The sequence below is a fragment of the Streptomyces sp. NPDC000941 genome, assembly GCF_053599555.1.
The window spans coordinates 1-20,583 of the sequence record NZ_JBSFMM010000129.1; the positions used below are offsets into that span (position 1 = coordinate 1).

A 20,583-nucleotide genomic window follows, 5' to 3' on the forward strand; every position below is an offset into this window, starting at 1 on the left:
GGGCCAGGCCGGGCGCGCCCACGACGGCGCCCGCTGCGAGGGCGCCCTTGAGGACCAGCCGGCGGCCGGGTTGTTGTTCACTGCGGCTCATGTCTGTCTCCTGATGACGGACCACGGTGATCGATTTTGTTCGGAGATTAAGGCTTCTGATGACTTCTGACAGTCCCTGAGGAAGGTGCGAAACTTTCGAAAACGCCGCGGAGCCCGGGCCGTTCATCAGTCGAGACGGAAGCCTTGTCGCGGAGCACAGGCTTACCTAAGCTCGCCGCGACAACCGGTTTCCATATCTGTGACCAGGAAGAAGTGGTAGGCAGATGACCGCAGGACCGATCCGACTCTCCATGAGTGCGCACACCGCACTGCGCCCGGCCACCACAGCCCGTATCACCGGCGGCTTCTGGGCCGCCAGGCGCCGCACCAACGCCGAGGTGAGCATCGCGCAGGGGCCGCACCGGCTCGAGGAGGCGGGCAACTTGGACAATCTGCGGGCGGCCGCCGGGGCGAAGGCGCCGGGGTTCAGCGGCGACTTCCAGTTCCAGGACTCGGATGTGCACAAGTGGCTGGAGGCCGCGTCCTGGCAGCTGGCTGAAGGAACCGAGGTGGCGGCTGGGGGTGCGGGGGCAGCCGGGGCTGCCGACGGAGAACTGGCCCGGGATGTCGCCCGGTTGACCGAACTGGTGGCGGCCGCGCAGGACACCGACGGCTACCTCCAGACGTACTACCAGGTCAGGCCCGGCGCCCAGCGGTGGACCGAGCTGCACTGGGGTCATGAGCTCTACTGCGCGGGCCATCTCATCCAGGCCGCGATCGCCCACCACCGGGCCACCGGAGGCGATGAACTCCTCGGCGTGGCGGTGCGGTTCGCCGACCACATCGACGCCACCTTCGGCGCCGGCAAGCCGGTGGACGCCGTATGCGGACACCCGGAGATCGAGACGGCGCTGGTCGAGCTGTACCGGGAGACGGACGAGCGGCGCTATCTCGACCTGGCCGGCTACTTCGTGGACCGGCGCGGCGCCGGCACCCTCGGCGACGGCGACGTGGACCGGGAGGCCGACCGCCGCCCCGGCGCACCCTATTGGCAGGACCACGCCCCGGTGCGGGACGCGGCCGGGGTCACCGGGCACGCCGTACGCCAGCTGTATCTGCTCGCCGGGGCCGCCGACCTGGCGGCCGAGACCGGCGACACCGGGCTGCGGGAGGCGCTGGTACGGCTGTGGGAGGACATGGCCGCCACCAAGACCTATCTGACCGGCGGGGTCGGCTCCCGGCACGACCTGGAGGCGTTCGGCGACGCGTACGAACTGCCGCCGGACCGGGCGTACGCCGAGACGTGCGCGGCCATCGCCTCGATCCAGTTCGGCTGGCGCATGGCGCTGCTGACGGGCGAGGCCCGCTACAGCGACCTGGTCGAACGGACCTTGTACAACGGCTTCCTGTCGGGTGTCTCGCTGGACGGGAGCCGCTGGCTGTACGTCAACCCGCTCCAGGTCCGCGAGGACTACGCCGGTCCGCACGGCGACCAGGGGGCGCGCCGCACGGAGTGGTTCCGCTGCGCCTGCTGCCCGCCGAACGTGATGCGGCTGCTGGCCTCGCTGCCGCACTACGTGGCCAGCGGCGACGCGGACGGCCTGCAGCTGCACCAGTACGCGTCGGGGTCGTACGCGGCGGGCGGCGGGGCGGTGCGGGTGGGCACCGGCTACCCCTGGGAGGGCCGGATCGCGGTCGTCGTGGACGAGGTCCCCGGCGACGGGGACTGGACCCTCTCGCTGCGCATCCCGCACTGGGCGGACGAGTACGGGGCGACGGTCAACGGCGAGGCCGTGACCGGGCGGGCCGAGGACGGCTGGCTGCGACTGCGGCGCCGCTGGCGGCCGGGCGAGACGGTGGTGCTCGACCTGCCGCTGCGCCCCCGGCTCACCCGGCCCGACCCCCGAGTGGACGCGGTGCGCGGCTGCGTCGCGATCGAGCGCGGGCCACTGGTGTACTGCCTGGAGACACCGGACCAGCCGGCCGATCTCAGGCTCGACCGCGTCCGGCTCGACCTCGGCGCGGCGCTGCACGCCACGCACCGGCCGGAGCTGCTGGGCGGGGTCACCGCGATCACGGCCGGGGCGCTGCGCCCCCAGGTCCGGCCCGAGGGCTGGTGGCCGTACGCCGATGCCGACGGCGGCGCGCCTGGAACCCCCGGAGCACCCGGAACACGTGGTGCGCCGCATGCCCCCGCCGCCGAGCCGGTCCGGGTGACGGCGATCCCCTATTACGCATGGGCGAACCGGGAGCCGGGGGCGATGCGGGTGTGGATTCCGGTGTAAGCGCTTGCGCGACCCTCCCGCGCGACGTGCTTGCGCACCTTGGTGCGGAACTCGCCGGGCGGTCCGGACGTTGTGCGCTTGAGGAACACGGTCTTGTGCCCGAAGGCACCGGCGAACGGGAGGTGTCCCTTGAGCACCGGCTCCACGGACCGGGGAGCGGACCCCGACGACCCCAGCGAGCCCGGCAAGTCCGGCAAGTCCGGCGACTGGGATGACGTGGTCCTGGACCAGGACTTCATACGCGGCGCGGAGGTGTCCGAGCCCGCCGCGCGCACCCGGATGCTGACCGCGCGCTGGCGGCGCGGCGCGCCCGAGCCACAGCCGTGGCGCACGGATGAGCCCCCGGCGGGCTGGTTCTGGAGCAAGCGCCGCAGGCGGCGACGGCGGCGTTAGGGCCGCGTCGGGGCCCAGGGCCGGGGCCGCTCCGCACGACGGCACACGACGGCAGCGGAGGCGCGGTCGCGATCGCGGCGTCTTCCGACCGGCGACGGCGGCGTATTTTCCAGCGGGCAACGGCGGCAACGTTTCGGTGAGCGGCGGCGACCAACCGTCGCGGGCGGCCACGCACCCGTACCGCCCCTCCACGGGGGCGTGCCGCCCGCTTCCACTTCCCGACCCGGAAGCGAGCCGCCATGCCACTGTTAAGAAGACTCCGAATGCTCCTGGTCGCCGTGGCGGCCGGGGCGCTGTCCGTCATCGGCTTCTCCGCACCCGCGGGGGCCGCCACCTCGGCGCCCGCCGACACCTGGAATCCGCCGAGCAACCTCGTCCGGCCGCTGGACGAGGTCTGGAAGCACGTCGAGTCCACCTACCCGGACCTGTACGGCTTCAAGAACTACGGCTGGGACCAGCTGATGGCCAACAAGGGCAGCCTCAACTACTGCGTGCGCTGGGAATCCGACCAGCCCGTCAGCGCCGCGCTGCGCGACCAGATCCACACCGCCCTCAAGCGGCAGTCCAAGAAGTGGATCGACTCCGTCGCGGGCTTCGACGGCTTCCCGTACAACGACGTCCCGGTCAAGATCGTCGGCTGGGCCGTCAAGAACCGCTCGACCCTCCAGTGGACCGACAACTCGGTGGACATCTACACCGGGCTGGAGAGCGAAGGCGCGCCGCAGTGCTCCCCCGACTGCGGCCGCTTCTTCCACCAGGACGGCAACTACTCCAAGTGTCCCGGAGGCGCGGCGCGCCACTACGACCAGTCACTCTGGCTCACCAAGGGCTTCGGCGGCGGCGCGGGCGGCGACTGGGGCCAGCGCATCGGCAGTGAGTACATGGTCGGCGCGGTGAACCAGGACAACATCCATATCCTGCTGCACGAGATCGGCCACACCTACGGTCTGGACGACTTCTACGACTGGACCCCGACCGGTGTCGGCGGCTTCCTGATGCAGGCGGGAACGGCGGATCACATCACCGAGTTCGACAAGTGGATGTACCGCGACTTCTGGCGCCACCTCAAGAGCCGCTACGGCTTGTAGACACCCGCACCGCGGCCCCGTACGCCCCCCAGCGTACGGGGCCTGTCTTACGGTTTTCGAAAGTTTCCGTCCGATATCAACCAGATGTCGCATCCTCGATTCCGGGGGGTTCCCCGCCGACTTGAGGCCCCTTAATGTAGGAACCGGTTGCTATCCGGTCAACGCTTCGAGCGGGCGAGTTCCCGTATTCGAAATTTTCGCCAACCGGCGGGTACGGAAGGGGATTCTCGATGGCGCGATCCTCGGGGTCGACGGGGCCCACCCTGGCGGTCATCGCCCGTGAGGCGGGGGTGTCGGTGCCCACCGCCTCGAAGGTGGTCAACGGCCGGGAGGATGTCGCCCCGGACACCCGGCGCCGGGTCACCGAGGTGCTGGACCGCCTGGGGTATGTGCGCCGACCCCGCTTCGAGGCGTCCAAGCCGCCCGCCCTGATCGATCTGGTGGTGCACTCGCTGGACACCGCGTGGTCGGGCGCGGTGCTGCACGGTGTGGAGCAGGCCGCGCATGACGCGGGGCTTGACGTGGTGGTCTCGGCCGGGCTCACCCGCACCCGCGGCGGCCGCCCCGAGCGGGGCTGGCTGGACAAGCTGTGTGCCCGCGGGAGTTCCGGGGTGCTGTTCAACCTCGCCGAGCTGACGCCCACCCAGTACGCCTGGTTGGACGAGCACCGCATCCCGTTTGTGATGATCGACCCCGTGCTGGAACCGCCGCCCGGTGTGCCGTCTGTCGGCGCCGCCAACTGGCAGGGCGGGGTGAGCGCGGCCGAGCACCTGATCGGCCTCGGGCACCGGCGGATCGCGGTGATCGGCGGCTATCGGCGCAAGCAGTGCAGCAGCGCCCGGGTCGCCGGGTACCGCTCGGCGATGGCGTCGGCCGGGCTGCGCGTCCCGCCGGACTATGTGCGGTACGGCAACTTCGATGAAACCGTTTCCTATCAGCGGATGTGTGAGCTCCTGGAACTGCCCGAACCGCCCACCGCCGTCTTCACCTGCTCCGACCAGATGGCGCTTGGCGTGTATCAGGCACTGGCGGAGCGGGGGCTGCGGGTCCCGGACGACTTCAGCGTGGTGGGCTTCGACGACCTCCCGCAGGCCCGCTGGGTCACGCCCGCGCTCACCACGGTCCGTCAGCCGCTGTCCGAGATGGCGGCGACGGCACTGCGCAGTCTGCTGCGGCTGATGTCGGGCGAGGTGCCCGAGGGCACCCGGACGGAGCTGTCCACCCGGCTCGTGCTCCGCTCCAGCACCGCTCCCCCGCCCGGCCCTCTCTCTTGACCGAGAACTCGAACGCTGATCGGATATCCGGACGATCATGTACGGCGAGAAGCGCCGTCGCTAGGGTAAGCGCTTGCTGGCTGCGCACCGCGCGTCCCGCCGCACCCGCACCGTCGCACCACTCACCCGGGAGGTACCCCCGCAGTGTTCGTCGACATGCCCCTGGACCAACTGCGCACCTACCAGCCGGCGCTGCCCGAGCCCGACGGCTTCGACGCCTTCTGGGAGCGGACCCTCGCCGAGGCGGGCGAGCACGCTCTGGACGCGGTGTTCACCGAGACCGACGCGGGGCTCGCCCGTCTGCACACCTACGACGTGGAGTTCTCCGGATTCGGCGGGCACCGGATAGGCGGCTGGCTGCTGGCGCCGCGGGACACGGCGGGCCCGCTGCCCTGCGTGGTGCAGTACATCGGCTACAACGGCGGCCGGGGCCTGCCGCACAACTGGCTGCTGTGGCCGTCGGTGGGCTACGCGGTCTTCGTCATGGACAGCCGCGGCCAGGGCGCCTCCCCCAACAACCCCGGGACCACGCCCGACCCGGTCGGCGGCACCGGGCCCGAGGCCGCAGGCAAGATGACCAAGGGGATCCTGTCCCCGGACGACTACTACTACCGTCGGCTGTACACCGACGCGGTACGCGCCGTCGCCGCCGCCCGCACGCATCCGCTGGTCGACGAGGGGCGGATCGTCGTCAGCGGCGGCAGCCAGGGCGGCGGCCTGGCCCTGGCTGCGGCCGGTCTGGTGCCGGATCTGACCGCGGCGCTGATCGATGTGCCGTTCATGACGCATATCCGCCGCGCCGTGGAGATCACCGATGCCGATCCGTACGGCGAAGTGGCCCGGTTCTGCGCCGGCCAGCGCGGCCTGGCGGACCAGGTTCAGGCCACGATGGACCACTTCGACGGGCTCAACTTCGCTGTCCGTGCAACTGCACCAGCGCTCTTCTCGACCGCCCTGCGCGACGAGATCACCCCCACGTCCTGCGGTTTCGCCGGGTACAACCACTACGCGGGCGACAAGGACCTGAAGGTGTGGGCCTTCAACGGCCATGAGGGCGGCGGCGTGCACCAGCAGGCCGAGCAGATCACGTTTCTGCGCGGCCTGTTCGGCTGACGGGCCCGGCCGCGGGGGCGGCGGGCGTTCGGCCGCCGCCCCGAGCGGGGAAGAAAGGTGCCTGAGAACGCACCGAAGGAGTCGCCCGTGCCCGCGCAGCCCCTGGACGGCATCACCGTCGTCGCTCTGGAACAGGCCGTCGCCGCCCCGTTCGCCACCCGCCAGCTCGCCGATCTCGGCGCCCGCGTCATCAAGGTGGAACGGCCGGGCCGGGGGGACTTCGCCCGCGACTACGACCGTGCCGTCAAGGGCTTGTCCGCCTATTTCGTCTGGATCAACCGCGGTAAGGAAAGCGTCGTCCTCGACCTCAAGGGCGACGCGGACCGCAGGCTGCTCGACGCGCTGATCGCCGCCGCGGATGTGTTCGTGCACAATCTCGCGCCCGGCGCCGTGGACCGGCTCGGCCTCGGCGCGCCGGTGCTGCGCGACCGGCATCCATACCTGATCACCTGCGCCATCTCCGGATACGGCTCCGATGGCCCCTACCGGGACAAGAAGGCGTACGACCTGCTGGTCCAGTGCGAGGCGGGACTGCTGTCGATCACCGGCGACCCGGGAGCCCCGGCGCGGCCCGGGATCTCGATCGCGGACATCGCGGGCGGGATGTACGCCTACAGCGGGATTCTCACCGCGCTGTACGAGCGGGAGCGTACGGGCGAAGGGAGCGATCTGAGCGTCAGCCTCCTGGACGCGCTCGGCGAATGGATGGGCCATCCGTACTTCGCGCAGGCCTACGGCGGGGCTCCGCTCCTACGCAGCGGCGCCCGCCATCCGTCCATCTCGCCGTATGGGCCCTACCGCTGCGGGGGCGGCGCGCGGGTCTTTCTCAGCGTGCAGAGCGACCGCGAGTGGATCGCCCTGTGCGAGCAGGTGCTGCGCCGCCCGGAGCTGATCCGCGACCCGCGGTTCGCCGACAACCCGGCGCGCCGCGAGCATGACGAAGAGCTGACGGCGGAGCTGGAGGAGTGTTTTGCGACGCACACCGCGGACGGGCTGATCGCGCTCCTGGACGGGGCGGGCATCGCGAACGCCCGGCTCCGCGATATCGCGGAGTTCGCCGCCCATCCGCAGTTGGAAGCACGCGCGCGGTGGCGGGAATTCGACTCCCCGGTGGGTCCGCTGCGCGGTCTGCTGCCGCCGGTCGAGGTGGCCGGGCGCCAGGCGGCGATGCGGCCGGTGCCCGCACTCGGCGAGCACACGGAGGCGGTGCGCGCCGAGTTCTCCCCATAGCGGGCCACCCGTCCGGGTAAGACGGACCTGGCGCACTTACCCTGCCGAGGCCACGGGGGCGAGGTTTTCGTCGCGCCGCACCAGGGCGGCGTACCGCCCGCCCTTGGCCAGCAGCTCCTCATGGCTGCCCTGTTCGGCGATGCGCCCACCATCGAGGACCACGATCTGGTCGGCGTCCCGCACGGTGGACAGTCGGTGGGCGATGGTGATCGTGGTCCGTCCGGCGGAGAGGGTGTCGATGGCCTGCTGCACCGCGTGCTCGGTGCGGGTGTCCAGGGCGCTGGTCGCCTCGTCGAGGATGAGCACGGGCGGGTCGCGCAGTATGGTGCGGGCGATGGCCAGCCGCTGCTTCTCGCCGCCGGAGAAGCGGTAGCCGCGCTCGCCGACGAGGGTGTCATAGCCCTCGGGCAGCGAGGCGATGTGGTCATGGATCTGGGCGGCCCGCGCGGCCGCCACGATCTCCTCGTCCGTGGCGTCGGGCTTGGCGAAGCGCAGATTGTCGGCCACGGAGGCGTGGAAGAGATAGGTCTCCTGGGAGACGACGCCGACCGCGCGGGAGAGGGTGTCGAAGTCGAGGTCGCGGACGTCCACTCCGTCGATCAGGATCCGGCCGCCGGTGACGTCGTACAGCCTCGGCACCAGATAGCTGAGGGTGGTCTTGCCGGAGCCGGTCGGCCCGACGACGGCCAGGCTGCCGCCCGCCGGGACGGTCAGGTCGATGCCGCTGAGCGTGGGCCTCGAGCTCTTCAAGCCCTTCAGGCCCCCCGGGTCCTTCGCGTCCTTCGCGTCCTTCGGGTACGAGAAGTCCACGCGGTCGAAGCGGACTTCGCCACGCACCTTCGCCAACCGCACGGGCTCGGCGGGTTCGGTGATGTCGATCGGCAGGTCGAGGTATTCGAAGATGCGCTGGAAGAGGGCGAGGGAGGTCTGGATGTCCACTCCGGTGGACAGCAGGCTGACCGTGGGCCGGAACAGTCCCTGCTGCAGCGAGACAAAGGCGACCAGGGTGCCGATGGAGACGGAGGGGCCGCCCGAGTCCAGGACCATCCCGGCGGCCCAGTAGATGACGGCGGGCATGGCGGCCATGACGATGCCGATGGTGGACATCCGCCAGCGCCCGGCCATGCTGGAGCGCACCTCCAGACCGACCAGGCGCTCGGACTCCTGGGCGAACTCCCGGGTCAGCGACTCGGACCGGCCCATCGTGCGGCCGAGGAGGATCCCGCTCACCGACAGGGACTCGCTCACCATCGCGGACATGGCCGCCATCTGCTTCTGGCGCTGCGAGGTGATCCGCTTGCGCTCGCGCCCGACCCGGCGGCTGATCCAGACGAACAGCGGCAGCAGGAGCAGCGAGACGACGGTCAGCCGCCAGTCGAGCGCGAGCATCGCGACGACCGTGGCGACGACGCTGGTGAGGTTGGAGACCAGCGAGGTCGCGGTGGAGGTGACGGTGGCCTGCATGCCACCGATGTCATTGGCGATCCGGGACTGCACCTCGCCGGTGCGGGTGCGGGTGAAGAAGGCGAGCGGCATGCGCTGCAGCCGGTCGTAGACGGCGGTGCGCAGATCGTGCATGACGCGCTGGCCGACGGTGGTGGAGATGAGGGTCTGCAGCACTCCGAAAACGCTGGTGACGACGGCCGCGGCGATCATGCCGAGGGCCAGCAGGGTCAGCAGCCCGGTGCGGCGCTCGGGGATCGCGGTGTCCAGGACCTCGCGCAGCAGGAACGGCGAGGCGACGGAGACCAGGGCGGAGGCGCCGACCAGCAGGGCGACGAGGGCGAGGCGGCCACGATAGGGGCGGAAGAGCCCGAGGATGCGCCGCAGCTGGGCGGGCTGCTCGGGGTCGGCGGAAGGTGAGGTCCACTGAGATGCGTCGTGGTGCATGGGCTCCTTCTGAGCAGGGGTGGGTGCGATGCGACCGGGTAGGGGCGCGGCCTTGCGCAGCATTTTGCCGAGCATAGCTCATTGTTACCTATACTCACAATGAACCTTGTCCTGATAGACTGCGATCATGTCCGCCTCCGACACCTCAGGCCTCCTCACGGAGCAGCTGCTGCGCCTGACCCGCAGACTGCACCGCGCCCAGAAGCGGCATATGGAGCCCCTGGGCATCACCCCCGCCCAGTCCCGTCTGCTGCGCATGGTGGCGCACAGCGACCGGCCGCCGCGCATGGCGGACCTCGCGCAGCGGCTCGAAGTCGTCCCGCGTGCCGTGACGACGCTGGTGGACGCCCTGGAGGCGCATGGCTCCGTGCGCCGCGCGCCCGATCCGGACAGCCGCCGCGTGGTGCGCGTCGAGCTCACCGACACCGGCCGCGCGACGCTGCGCGCGCTGCGCGACGCGCGCCGGGCCGCCGCGGAGGAGATCCTGGCTCCCCTGTCCGACCGGCAGCGCGAGATGCTGGGCAAGCTGCTTGACACGCTCGCCGGCACACCCGATCAGGGCCGCTGCTGAGGAGACCGCCCCCGAGGCGCTGCCCGTACGCCCGGCTCAGTGCCCCGACGCGGGAGACCCCGCGGGCGGGGCGGCCTCCATGTCCGCCTCCGCCTCCGTGACCGCCTCCGCGTCCGGAGCAGCCTCGGCCGGTGCCGCGGCCTCCTCTTCGACGGCCGTCCGCTCACCGTCGAGCACACGCTTGGCCTTCGCCATGTCCAGCGCGCCCTCCCAGCGCGAGACGGCGAAGACGGCGACACAGTTGCCGAGCAGATTGGTCGCCACCCGCATCGAGTCCATGATCCGGTCCACGCCGAGCAGCAGCGCGACGGCGGCCGCGGGGATCACTCCGAGGGCCGAGGCCGTCGCCGAGAGCGCCAGGAAGGCCGAACCGGGCACGCCCGCCATGCCCTTGCTGGTGAGCATCAGCACGAGGACGACGGTGATCTGCTGACCCAGGCTCAGGTCCACACCGACCGCCTGGGAGATGAAGAGCGTGCCGATGGACAGATAGATGGAGGCGCCGTCGAGGTTGAAGGAGTATCCGGTGGGGAGCACGAGCCCGACCGCGTCGTCCCGGCACCCGGCCGCGCGCAGCTTCTGCATCACCCGCGGCAGAACAGTCTCGCTGGAGGCGGTGCCGAGGGCCAGCAGCATCTCCTCGCGGGTGTACTTGACGAACTTCCACAGGCTCAGCCCGGTGATCGCCTTGAGGGCCACGCCGAGCACCACCAGGAAGAGCAGAGCGACGCCGTAGCAGAGCGCGATCAGCTTCCCGTACGTCGTCAGGGCCCCTATCCCGTACTGGCCGACGAGATGCGCCATGGCGCCGAAGACCGCCAGCGGGGCGAGCCTCATGATGAAGCCGACGATCGCGAAGACGACCTCCTGGGCCTGTTCGATGGCCGGCAGGATCGCGGGCACCTTCGTCTTGCCGAGGTGGAGCAGTGCCGCGCCCACCAGACAGGCCAGCACGAGGACCTGGAGCAGGGAGTTCTGGGCGAAGGCGCCGACTGCGCTATCCGGCAGCGCGTCCAGGATGAACTGGGAGGTCGAGGGCAGATGTCCGCCGCCCGTCTTGTCGTCGACGGCTGAGGAGTCGAGCGTGGCGGGGTCAACGTGCATACCGGTGCCGGGGCCGGCCAGATTGGCCGCCAGCAGACCGAGGAGCAGCGCCACGGTGGTGGCAACCTCGAACCAGATGAGCGCCTTGAGCCCGATCCGCCCGAACGCCTTGAGGTCCCCGGCCTTGGCGACCCCGGCGACGACGACACAGAAGACCAGCGGGGCGATCACCGCCTTGATCAGACGCACGAATCCGTCGCCGAGCGGCTGGACGGCCGTCCCCACGTCCGGCCACAGCCGCCCGACGGCGATTCCGAGTACGAGGGCGCAGGCGACCTGCGTGAACAGCGAGGTGCGCAGCAGTCTCAGGGCGCGCAGGGGAAGGGATGGTGCGGCGAGCGGCACGTGGACACCTCCGGGCTAGTTTCTGGGATGCGGAAAGTAAATTCCGCGATGCGTCACTATGGCGGAGCGTGATCGCCTACGGAAGGGCCCGGTGTAACAACGGTGAAAATCCTGTCCGCGCATACCGCCCCGGCCGACGGGAACTCAGGAGCGAGGAGCGGAGCAGACCTGCCCCAGAGGGCCGACGCAAGGGACGGCCGCACAGACGCGAGGGACGGCCGCAGAAGGGGCGGAAGGGAGAGGTGGGACGATGCGTTTTCGCGACCGGAGGCAAGCCGGGCGGAAGCTGGCCGAGCGGCTGCGCGAGCCGCCACGGGGCGAGCGGTTGAGGAATCCCGTGGTGCTGGCGCTGCCCCGGGGCGGCGCGCCGGTGGCGGACGAGGTCGCCCAGGCGCTGCAGGTGCCGTTGGACGTGCTCGTGGCCCGGAAGATCGGCGCCCCGTTCAACCCCGAACTGGGCGTCGGCGCCCTCGCCGGTGACGATCCGCCGCTGTACGACGAGGGGGCGCTGGCCCTGCTCGACCTGACACCGGCCCAGCTCGCCCCGCGGGCCCGGGAAGAGCGCACCGAGCTGCGCCGCCGCGAGCAGCTGTACCGCCGTGGGCGCCCCTCGGCCGACCTGCGGGACCGCACGGTGATCGTGGTGGACGACGGGCTGGCCACCGGAGTCACCGCGCGGGCCGCGCTGCGCTCCGTACGCCATCGCGAGCCCGCCCGGGTGATTCTCGCGGTGCCGGTGTGCTCACGGGAGGCCGCGGCGGCGGTCCGGCCGGAGGTCGACGACCTGGTGTGCCTGGATCAGCCCGACCCGTTCCAAGCGGTCGGGCTGTGGTACGAGGACTTCGCGCAGGTCCGCGACGATGAGGTGATCGACGTACTGCGGGCCTCCCTCGTGCCGCGATGAGAGGTCCAAACCCATCCAAACCCGCTGCCGGGCCGGGTGTGACGGGCCGATCCGTCACACCCGGCCCATGGCTCACGCGGCCAGGTGGGCCTTGTCCCCCATCACCACGACGGGGTGCAGCGCGGGGTCGAGGTTCTTCAGCAGGTACTCCATACCGGACTTGGGCACGCTCACACACGCCGAGGTGCCGCTGCCGTGGTCCATGTGCAGCCAGATGGAACCGCCCTTGCTCTGGCCCTGAGGCCGGGTCGGATCGAGCGGTGAGGTGCCCTTGACGCGGTTGTAGTCGACGGCGATGACGTAGTCGAAGTCGTGCCAGTGGGTCTTGGGCCAGTAGTGCGGGGCGGCGAAGGCGGCGGCCTGGTTGTACGGCAGCCGGGCGCCGGGGTCCGGCAGCACACCGCCCGCGTCGCTGAGCGAGTAGACGCCGACCGGGCTGCGCTTGTCGCCCTCGTGATGGCCGGTCGTCCAGCCGCGCTTGCCGTTGTGCGCGGCCCAACTGCGGGTCCGCTCCCACTTCTTGCCCTGCTTCGTATAGAGCACCACGGTCGCGTCCGCGGAGTTCACGCCATTCCCGTAGACCGCGACGACCTGCCGCGAGTCGGCCGGGATCTTCGACTGGAGGGCGTCGCCCACCTTCGGGATGCGCGTGGGATCCGACACGGGGGCGGAGCTGCGCAGCGCCTGCTTGCCCTGGCCACCACTCTTGTCGCCGTCCCCGCCCGCGCCGCCGCAGGCCGTCAGGAGGATGAGGGCGGCGCCGGTGGCGGCCGCCGCACGCATGGACGTCGTGCCGGAAATTCGCATGTCCCCCATCGTCCCACCTCCGCGTCATGGCGACGCACGCGGGATTGGCGTGTTCCGGGTCCCGGCACGGGAAAACCAGTTGAATGCCGCAGGGGTGGGGCGCGAGTCTTTCACGGCTCCTGCCTGCCCGTCACCCCGCCCGAGCCCTGGGACGTCATGCACATTCGCGATCTTCCGTACCCCGATCCCGGTCTACCCGACGTCCGATCAGGACCCCACTTCCTGTGGTGGCTGGGCAGAAATCAACTGGGCGGGCAGGTGAAGGCGGCGCTGTGGGGTCTGCTGCACATGGCCGCCCTGGTGTCCTTCCCGGTGGCCATCGGCTTCGGTGTCCAGGCGGTCGTGGACGGCTCGGGCGAGCGGCTGGCGCTGGCCGGCGGGCTGATCGCCGGGCTGACCGCGCTCACCGCGCTCGGCGACACCATGCTGCACCGGGCGGCGATCACCAACTGGATCACGGCGGCGGCGCGGGTACAGCAACTCCTGGCGCGCAAGGCGGTCGAGCTGGGTTCGACGCTGACGCGGCGGGTGGCGGCGGGCGAGGTGGTGGCCGTCTCCACCGGCGATGTGGAGAAGATCGGCTGGTTCGTGGAGGCGCTGTCCCGCTTTACGGCGGCCGCGATCACCACCGTCGGGGTGTGTGTGGCCCTGATCGTCTATCAGCCGGCGCTGGGGATGGTGGTGGCCCTCGGCGTGCCCGCGCTGGCGCTGGCGGTCTTTCCGCTGCTGCCCCGGGCCACACGGCGGGCGGACGAGCAGCGGGAGAAGGCCGGCCGGGCGACCGAGCTGGCCTCGGACACCGTGGCGGGGCTGCGGGTGCTGCGCGGCATCGGGGGCGAGGAGCTGTTCCTCGACCGCTACCGGCGGGCCTCGCAGGAGGTGCGGACGGCGGCGGTGCGCAGCGCCCGCATGTGGGCGCTGATCGCCACGGTGCAGGTCGCCCTGCCGGGGCTGCTGATGATCGGGGTCGTCTGGTACGGGGCGACGCTCGCCCGGGAGGGGCAGATCTCGGTGGGCGAGCTGGTGACGGTCTACAGCGCGGTGACCTTTCTGCTCTTCCCGTTGAGAAACTTCGAAGAGATCGCGATGGCGTATTCCTTCTCCCGGCCTTCGGCGCGGCGCGCCGCCCGGGTGCTTGGGCTGCGGCGCTCCTCGTACGGCGCCGAAGGCTCCGTCGCGGGGGCGGCCGCCGACAGGGCGGACGGGGAGCAGTTCGGTGGCGATCTGTACGACCCGGCGAGCGGAGTGCTCGCACCCGCCGGACAGCTGACCGCGGTGGTGTGCGGCGACCCGGACCTGGCGGGACGGCTGGCCGACCGGCTCGGCGGGCACGCTCCGGACGACGGGGACAACAGGGACGAGGACGGCAAAGCCAAGGGCGAGGCCGGTGGCGGCGCGGCGGAGGCGGAGCCCGGGCGGACGCCGTCGGCGCTGCTGGGCGGTGTTCGGCTGGACGAGGTGCCGCTGGCCGCGGCGCGCCGGGCCGTGCTGGTCCAGGACAAGGATCCGGTGCTGCTGTCGGGCACGCTCGCCGAACTGCTCGATGTGCCCCGCTCGGGGACGGTCACGGTGACGGAGGCGCTGGAGGCGGCGCAGTGCGGCGATGTGCTGGACGCGCTCGCCCAGGCATCGGTGGACGGCTCGGACGCGGCGGACCCGCTGCACGCGCGGATCACCGAGCGCGGCCGCTCCTTGTCGGGTGGCCAGCGGCAGCGGCTGGCGCTGGCCCGCTCGCTGGTGACCGACCCCGAGGTGCTGGTGCTCGACGAGCCGACGTCCGCGGTGGACTCGCACACCGAGGCGCGTGTCGCGCAGGGCCTCCGGCGGCTGCGGGCGGGGCGGACGACCGTGGTCTTCACCTCCAGCCCGCTGCTGCTGGACCGGGCCGACCGGGTGGTGTTCGTACGGGACGGCAAGGCGGCCGCCGCGGGGCTGCACCGCGAACTGCTGGGCACCGAGTACGCATACCGCGCGGTGGTCACGCGCGAACCGGACGAGCCGAATGAACCGGATGAACCGGATGAGGCAGACCTGGAAACGGACCGGGACGGAGACGGGGCCGGCCACGGGGCCACGGGGCACGACGCCTCGGGGCCCGGGGCCGCGGGGCGCATCGGAAAGATCGGAGAGTCGGCATGATCGGAGTGGCCCCACCGGCCTATGACCCCGCCGCACCGCAGTCGGCGACGACACTGCCGGTCGGCACCCCCGCCACCGTGCGGGACTACGTCCGCGAGCTGCTGCGGCGGCACCGAACGGCCTTCGCCGTGCTGATGGCCGTGAACGCGACCGCCGTGATCGCCTCCATGGTCGGCCCGCAGCTGCTGGGCGGGCTGGTCGAGGACCTTGCGGCGGGAGAGCGTGACCTGCACATCGGACGCGCCGTCGCGCTGTTCGCGGTGGCGCTCGCGGTGCAGACCGCGTTCGTCCGTGTGGTGCGGCTGCGCGGCGCGGTGCTGGGCGAGAGGATGCTGGCGGATCTGCGCGAGGACTTCCTCGTACGGTCGGTGGGCCTACCGCCGAGCGTGCTGGAGCGGGCCGGGACCGGCGATCTGCTGTCCCGGATCACCACCGACATCGACCGGCTGGCCAACGCGATGCGCGAGGCGGTGCCCCAGCTGGCCATCGGGGTGGTGTGGACGGTGCTGCTGCTGGGCGCGCTGACCGTGACGGCGCCGCCGCTGGGTCTTGCGGTGCTGATCGCACTCCCGGTGCTGGTGATCGGCTGCCGCTGGTACTTCCGCCGGGCGCCGAGCGCCTACCGCTCGGAGGCCGCCGGATACGCGGCGGTGGCCTCGTCCCTCACCGAGACGGTGGACGCCGGGCGGACCATCGAGGCACAGCGGCTGGGTGACCGGCGGACCGCCCTGTCCGACCGCCGGATCCGCGAATGGACCGCGTGGGAGCGGTACACACTCTGGCTGCGCAGCGTGCTCTTCCCCGTGATCAATGTGACGTACTCGCTGATCACCGGATCGGTCCTGATGATCGGCGGCGCCTTTGTGCTGCATGGCTGGATGACGGTCGGCGAGCTGACGACGGGCGCGCTGCTCGCCCAGATGCTGGTGGAGCCGGTCGGGCTGATTCTGCGCTGGTACGACGAGCTGCAGGTGGCGCAGGTGTCGCTGGCCCGGCTGGTGGGGGTGCGGGAGATCGAGCCGGATTCGGCCGACGACACGGTGACGCCCGGCGGCCGGGAGGTGCGCGCGGACGAGGTGCGGTTCGGGTATCGGGCGGACAGCGATGTGCTGCACGGGGTGACCATGCGGGTACGGCCAGGGACACGGCTGGCCCTGGTCGGACCGTCCGGCGCGGGCAAATCCACCCTTGGCCGACTGCTCGCCGGGATCTACGCGCCCCGGACCGGCACGGTGACGCTGGGCGACGCGGAGCTGGCCCGGATGCCGGCCGAGCGGGTGCGCGAGCATGTGGCGCTGGTCAACCAGGAGCACCATGTCTTCGTGGGGTCGCTGCGCGACAATCTGCTGCTGGCCCGCACCTCCGCGCGGGACACCGAGCTGTGGGCGGCCCTGAGCGCGGTGGACGCCGACGGCTGGGCGCGGGCGCTGGAGGACGGTCTGGAGACCGAGGTCGGGTCGGGCGGGCTGGCGCTGACCCCGGCGCAGGCTCAGCAGATCGCTCTGGCCCGGCTGGTCCTGGCCGATCCGCATACGCTCGTCCTGGACGAGGCCACCTCACTGCTCGATCCGCGGGCGGCGCGACACCTGGAGCGATCCCTGGCCCGGGTGCTGGAGGGCCGGACCGTGGTCGCCATCGCCCACCGGCTGCACACCGCGCATGACGCGGACCTGATCGCGGTGGTCGAGCAGGGCCGGATCAGCGAGCTGGGCAGCCACGACGAACTCGTCGCTGCGGGCGGCGCCTATGCGGCGCTGTGGCGCTCCTGGCACCAGTAGCGACCACCCCGGCGGCGCGGCTCACTCCGCGCCGCCGGGTCACGAGCTCAGCCGCCGGGCCACGGGGTCAGCTCGCGCCGCCGGGCCACGGGGTCAGATGATGCCGAGGGCCCCGAGGCCGCTCAGGCCGCCCACCACCATGAAGACCGGCATCAGCACCTTCAACTCGACCCAGCTGCCCGCCCGGAAGCGCATCCCCTTCGGGGGCCCGAGCGGGTACCACCGCTTGCGGCCTATCGGTATGGGCCACAGGATCGGGCAGCCGGAGACGGTGAGCGCGTCCCCGATGTCGTGCACCAGGGCCCCCAGGACGATCGGCAGGCCGAGCCACAGATACTCCTGACCCGGCGCGGTGAACAGCCAGTCGGCGCCATTGCCCGGCTTGTTCAGCACATCGGCAAGGATCCAGGCGCTGGTGGCGCCGAGCAGCCACACCAGCACATCGCTGGAGACCCGCGCCATGCGCCACAGCAGCCCCTCGACGGCCAGCACCATATGGACGAAGAGGATCGCGAGCACCGCCCAGCGGCCGCCGATCATCGCGAGCGCCGAGGCGCCCCCGCCGATCAGCACCGCCCACAGCCAGGTGTGGGTGAGGGTGCGGTGGCCACCCGAGCGGCGCGGGTCGCCCTGCTTCTTGGTCGCCTTGTAAACCGCGTGCGAGAGCTTGTCGACCACCTCGCACAGGCCCCGGGAGACCGGCCCGAACGAGCGGGATATCGTCGCGGCCTTGTGGTCGAGATCGGGGGCGAGCGCCGCCCCGGCGCAGATCAGAGCGCCGACGACCAGCACCGGCCAGGGCATCTCGTGGCCCGCCGCCGCAGCCGCCGCGCCCACCCCCAGCCAGGCCGCCGCCCCGGACAGCGAATGCGCCGGTCCCATCATGGTCTTATCCCCGCCCCTGTTCGTGCCCGCGCCATGCGCGGGTCTGTCTCTTGGGAAGTTCTCCAGGGCTCGATGCGCCCCTTCGGCCCACTCGCCGGGCACAGCCTAGCGGCGGACGATCTTCGTCCCAGCAGCCGGTTCCCGGCCGACGCGGGAAAGCAGGCAGTATAGGGGCGTGACTCTTATCGATCAGCTGCCGAGCGACGCCGACCCCGACGCCCTTTTCGAGGCGTTTTCCACGTGGGTCGAGGAGCGGGGCATCTCGCTCTATCCCGCCCAGGAGGAAGCGCTGATCGAGGTGGTGTCCGGATCGAACGTCATCCTGTCCACCCCCACCGGCTCGGGCAAGAGCCTGGTGGCGGCGGGCGCCCACTTCGCCGCCCTCGCCCGGGACGAGGTCACCTTCTACACCGCGCCGATCAAGGCGCTCGTCTCGGAGAAGTTCTTCGAGCTGTGCAAGCTCTTCGGCACCGAGAACGTCGGGATGCTCACGGGCGACGCGTCGGTCAACGCGGACGCGCCGGTGATCTGCTGCACGGCCGAGGTGCTGGCGTCCATCGCCTTGCGGGACGGCAGGGACGCCGACATCAGTCAAGTGGTCATGGATGAGTTCCACTTCTATGCGGAGCCGGACCGCGGCTGGGCGTGGCAGATCCCGCTGCTCGAGCTGGACCAGGCCCAGTTCGTGCTGATGTCGGCGACGCTCGGCGATGTGACCCGGTTCGAGGAGGACCTGGCCCGGCGCACCGGGCGGCCCACCTCGGTGGTGCGGTCCGCGACCCGGCCCGTGCCGCTGAGCTATGAGTACCGCACCACGCCGCTGACCGAAACGCTGACCGAGCTGCTGGAGACCCGGCAGGCGCCCGTCTACATCGTGCACTTCACCCAGGCGGCCGCGGTGGAGCGGGCCCAGGCCCTGATGAGCATCAATATGTGCACGCGGGCGGAGAAGGACGAGATCGCGGCGCTCATCGGAAACTTCCGGTTCACCACCAAGTTCGGCCGGAACCTGTCCCGCTATGTGCGGCACGGTATCGGAGTGCACCACGCCGGGATGCTGCCGAAGTACCGGCGACTGGTGGAGAAGCTGGCGCAGGCCGGGCTGCTGAAGGTCATCTGCGGTACGGACACCTTGGGCGTGGGCGTCAACGTGCCCATCCGCACGGTCTTGTTCACCGCGCTGACGAAGTACGACGGCCAGCGGGTACGGACGCTGCGGGCCAGGGAGTTCCACCAGATCGCCGGCCGCGCCGGGCGAGCCGGGTTCGACACCGCCGGCTTTGTCGTGGCCCAGGCGCCCGAGCACGTCATCGAGAACGAGAAAGCGCTGGCGAAGGCCGGTGACGATCCGAAAAAGCGGCGCAAGGTGGTACGCAAGAAGGCGCCCGAAGGGTTCGTCAGCTGGGGACAGAACACCTTCGAAAAACTGATCGCCTCCGAGCCCGAACCGCTCACCTCTCGCTTCAGGGTCACCCACGCGATGCTGCTGTCGGTCATCGCCCGGCCGGGCAACCCCTTCGAGGGGATGCGACGTCTCCTCGAGGACAACCACGAGCCGCGCAAGAACCAGCTGCGCCATATCCGCCGGGCCATCGCGATCTACCGCTCGCTGCTGGACGGGGGCGTGGTGGAGCAGCTCAAGGAGCCCGATGCCGAGGGGCGGACCGTACGACTCACGGTGGATCTGCAGCAGGACTTCGCACTCAACCAGCCGCTGTCCACCTTCGCGCTCGCCGCCTTCGAGCTCCTGGAACCCGAATCCCCCTCCTATGCCCTGGACATGGTCTCGGTCGTCGAGTCGACCCTGGACGATCCACGGCAGATCCTGGCGGCCCAGCAGAACAAGGCCCGGGGCGAGGCGGTGGCCGCGATGAAGGCGGACGGCGTCGAGTACGAGGAGCGGATGGAGCGGCTTCAGGACGTCTCGTACCCCAAGCCGCTGGAGGAACTGCTCTTCCACGCCTACGGCCTCTACCGCAAGAGCCACCCGTGGGTCGGCGACCACCCGCTGTCGCCCAAGTCGGTGATCCGCGACATGTACGAGCGCGCGATGACGTTCACCGAGTTCACCTCGCACTACGACCTGGCGCGGACCGAGGGGATCGTGCTGCGCTACCTCGCCAGCGCCTTCAAGGCCCTGGACCACACCGTGCCGGACGATCTGAAGTCCGATGAGTTCCAGGACATCATCGCCTGGCTCGGCGAGATGGTGCGGCAGGTCGACTCCAGCCTGCTGGACGAGTGGGAACAGCTGGCGAACCCCGAGGAGGAGTCCGCGGAGGAGGCTCAGGAGCGCGCCGACCAGGTCCGGCCGGTCACCGCGAACGTCCGCGCCTTCCGCGTCCTGGTGCGCAACGCGATGTTCCGCCGGGTCGAGCTCGCCGCGCTGGACAAGGTGGCCGAGCTCGGCGAGATGGACGCCGACTCCGGCTGGGACGAGGACGCGTGGGCGACGGCGATGGACGCGTACTGGGAGGAGTACGAGGACCTGGGCACCGGCCCACAGGCGCGCGGTCCGAAGCTGCTGCAGATCGAGGAGCAGCCGGAGCACGGGCTGTGGCGGGTGCGGCAGACCTTCGACGACCCGAACGGTGACCACGACTGGGGCATCTCGGCGGAGGTCGACCTGACAGCCTCCGACGAGGAGGGCCGGGCGGTGGTGCGGATCACCGCGGTGGGGCAGCTGTAGCCTCCCAGGCGTCACGGCCCCGGAACAGTCGGGGCCCGAACAAGCGGGGCCCGGCCCC

General features: G+C 71.1%; 15 protein-coding genes. 11 read left to right on the forward strand and 4 right to left on the reverse strand.

Translation table 11 applies throughout. The features are described from left to right. Positions 1–314 precede the first annotated feature (314 nt). The 6 genes from ACWDSL_RS33210 (at position 315) to ACWDSL_RS33235 (ending at position 7,413) form a co-directional block, all read left to right on the forward strand. On the forward strand, positions 315–2,315 hold the full coding sequence (locus tag ACWDSL_RS33210; protein ID WP_450491673.1) for a glycoside hydrolase family 127 protein: 2,001 nt from the start codon (positions 315–317) through the stop codon (positions 2,313–2,315). 129 nt (positions 2,316–2,444) lie between these two features. Then, positions 2,445–2,708, forward strand: coding sequence for an SGM_3592 family protein (locus tag ACWDSL_RS33215; RefSeq protein ID WP_450491674.1), 264 nt, complete (start codon positions 2,445–2,447; stop codon positions 2,706–2,708). A 263-nt stretch (positions 2,709–2,971) separates the two neighbouring features. Further along, positions 2,972–3,796 (forward strand): hypothetical protein, encoded by an 825-nt coding sequence (locus ACWDSL_RS33220; RefSeq protein ID WP_089506064.1) that lies wholly within the window; start codon positions 2,972–2,974, stop codon positions 3,794–3,796. 230 nt (positions 3,797–4,026) lie between these two features. Next, on the forward strand, positions 4,027–5,070 hold the full coding sequence (locus tag ACWDSL_RS33225) for a LacI family DNA-binding transcriptional regulator (RefSeq protein WP_450491675.1): 1,044 nt from the start codon (positions 4,027–4,029) through the stop codon (positions 5,068–5,070). A gap of 144 nt (positions 5,071–5,214) precedes the next feature. Next, complete coding sequence (locus ACWDSL_RS33230) at positions 5,215–6,183, forward strand: acetylxylan esterase (RefSeq protein WP_450491676.1); 969 nt, start codon at positions 5,215–5,217, stop codon at positions 6,181–6,183. An 87-nt stretch (positions 6,184–6,270) separates the two neighbouring features. Then, the gene (locus tag ACWDSL_RS33235; protein ID WP_450491677.1) at positions 6,271–7,413 is read left to right on the forward strand and encodes a CaiB/BaiF CoA transferase family protein; all 1,143 of its coding nucleotides are present in this window, start codon (positions 6,271–6,273) and stop codon (positions 7,411–7,413) included. Positions 7,414–7,449: 36 nt separating this feature from the next. Here ACWDSL_RS33235 and ACWDSL_RS33240 read toward each other — a convergent pair whose 3' ends face one another. After that, on the reverse strand, positions 7,450–9,303 hold the full coding sequence (locus ACWDSL_RS33240; RefSeq protein WP_450491678.1) for an ABC transporter ATP-binding protein: 1,854 nt from the start codon (positions 9,301–9,303) through the stop codon (positions 7,450–7,452). Positions 9,304–9,430: 127 nt separating this feature from the next. Between ACWDSL_RS33240 and ACWDSL_RS33245 the strand changes: the two genes are divergently transcribed. Next, the gene (locus tag ACWDSL_RS33245) at positions 9,431–9,874 is read left to right on the forward strand and encodes a MarR family winged helix-turn-helix transcriptional regulator (protein ID WP_450491679.1); all 444 of its coding nucleotides are present in this window, start codon (positions 9,431–9,433) and stop codon (positions 9,872–9,874) included. Between the two features lie 36 nt (positions 9,875–9,910). Here ACWDSL_RS33245 and ACWDSL_RS33250 read toward each other — a convergent pair whose 3' ends face one another. Then, the gene (locus ACWDSL_RS33250) at positions 9,911–11,323 is read right to left on the reverse strand and encodes a cation:dicarboxylate symporter family transporter (RefSeq protein ID WP_450491680.1); all 1,413 of its coding nucleotides are present in this window, start codon (positions 11,321–11,323) and stop codon (positions 9,911–9,913) included. A 250-nt stretch (positions 11,324–11,573) separates the two neighbouring features. On the opposite strand from ACWDSL_RS33250, the gene ACWDSL_RS33255 reads away from it, so the two are divergent. Next, a complete protein-coding gene (locus ACWDSL_RS33255) occupies positions 11,574–12,227 on the forward strand; it encodes a phosphoribosyltransferase (RefSeq protein WP_089506070.1) in 654 nt (217 codons plus the stop codon). A 72-nt stretch (positions 12,228–12,299) separates the two neighbouring features. Here ACWDSL_RS33255 and ACWDSL_RS33260 read toward each other — a convergent pair whose 3' ends face one another. Beyond that, positions 12,300–13,034, reverse strand: a complete 735-nt coding sequence (locus ACWDSL_RS33260) for a hypothetical protein (RefSeq protein WP_450491681.1) — start codon at positions 13,032–13,034, stop codon at positions 12,300–12,302. A 156-nt stretch (positions 13,035–13,190) separates the two neighbouring features. On the opposite strand from ACWDSL_RS33260, the gene ACWDSL_RS33265 reads away from it, so the two are divergent. Together ACWDSL_RS33265 and ACWDSL_RS33270 are read left to right on the forward strand one after the other, a co-directional pair. Beyond that, on the forward strand, positions 13,191–15,173 hold the full coding sequence (locus ACWDSL_RS33265) for an ABC transporter ATP-binding protein (protein WP_450491682.1): 1,983 nt from the start codon (positions 13,191–13,193) through the stop codon (positions 15,171–15,173). Beyond that, positions 15,170–16,951: an ABC transporter ATP-binding protein gene (locus tag ACWDSL_RS33270; RefSeq protein WP_450491683.1), complete on the forward strand. Its 1,782-nt coding sequence runs from the start codon at positions 15,170–15,172 to the stop codon at positions 16,949–16,951. Before ACWDSL_RS33265 ends, ACWDSL_RS33270 begins: the two co-directional genes overlap by 4 nt. Positions 16,952–17,044: 93 nt before the next feature. Here the strand turns inward: ACWDSL_RS33270 and ACWDSL_RS33275 are convergent, their stop codons facing one another. Then, a complete protein-coding gene (locus ACWDSL_RS33275) occupies positions 17,045–17,836 on the reverse strand; it encodes a metal-dependent hydrolase (protein ID WP_450491684.1) in 792 nt (263 codons plus the stop codon). Positions 17,837–18,011: 175 nt separating this feature from the next. On the opposite strand from ACWDSL_RS33275, the gene ACWDSL_RS33280 reads away from it, so the two are divergent. Beyond that, on the forward strand, positions 18,012–20,525 hold the full coding sequence (locus ACWDSL_RS33280) for a DEAD/DEAH box helicase (protein ID WP_450491685.1): 2,514 nt from the start codon (positions 18,012–18,014) through the stop codon (positions 20,523–20,525). Positions 20,526–20,583: the final 58 nt, after the last annotated feature.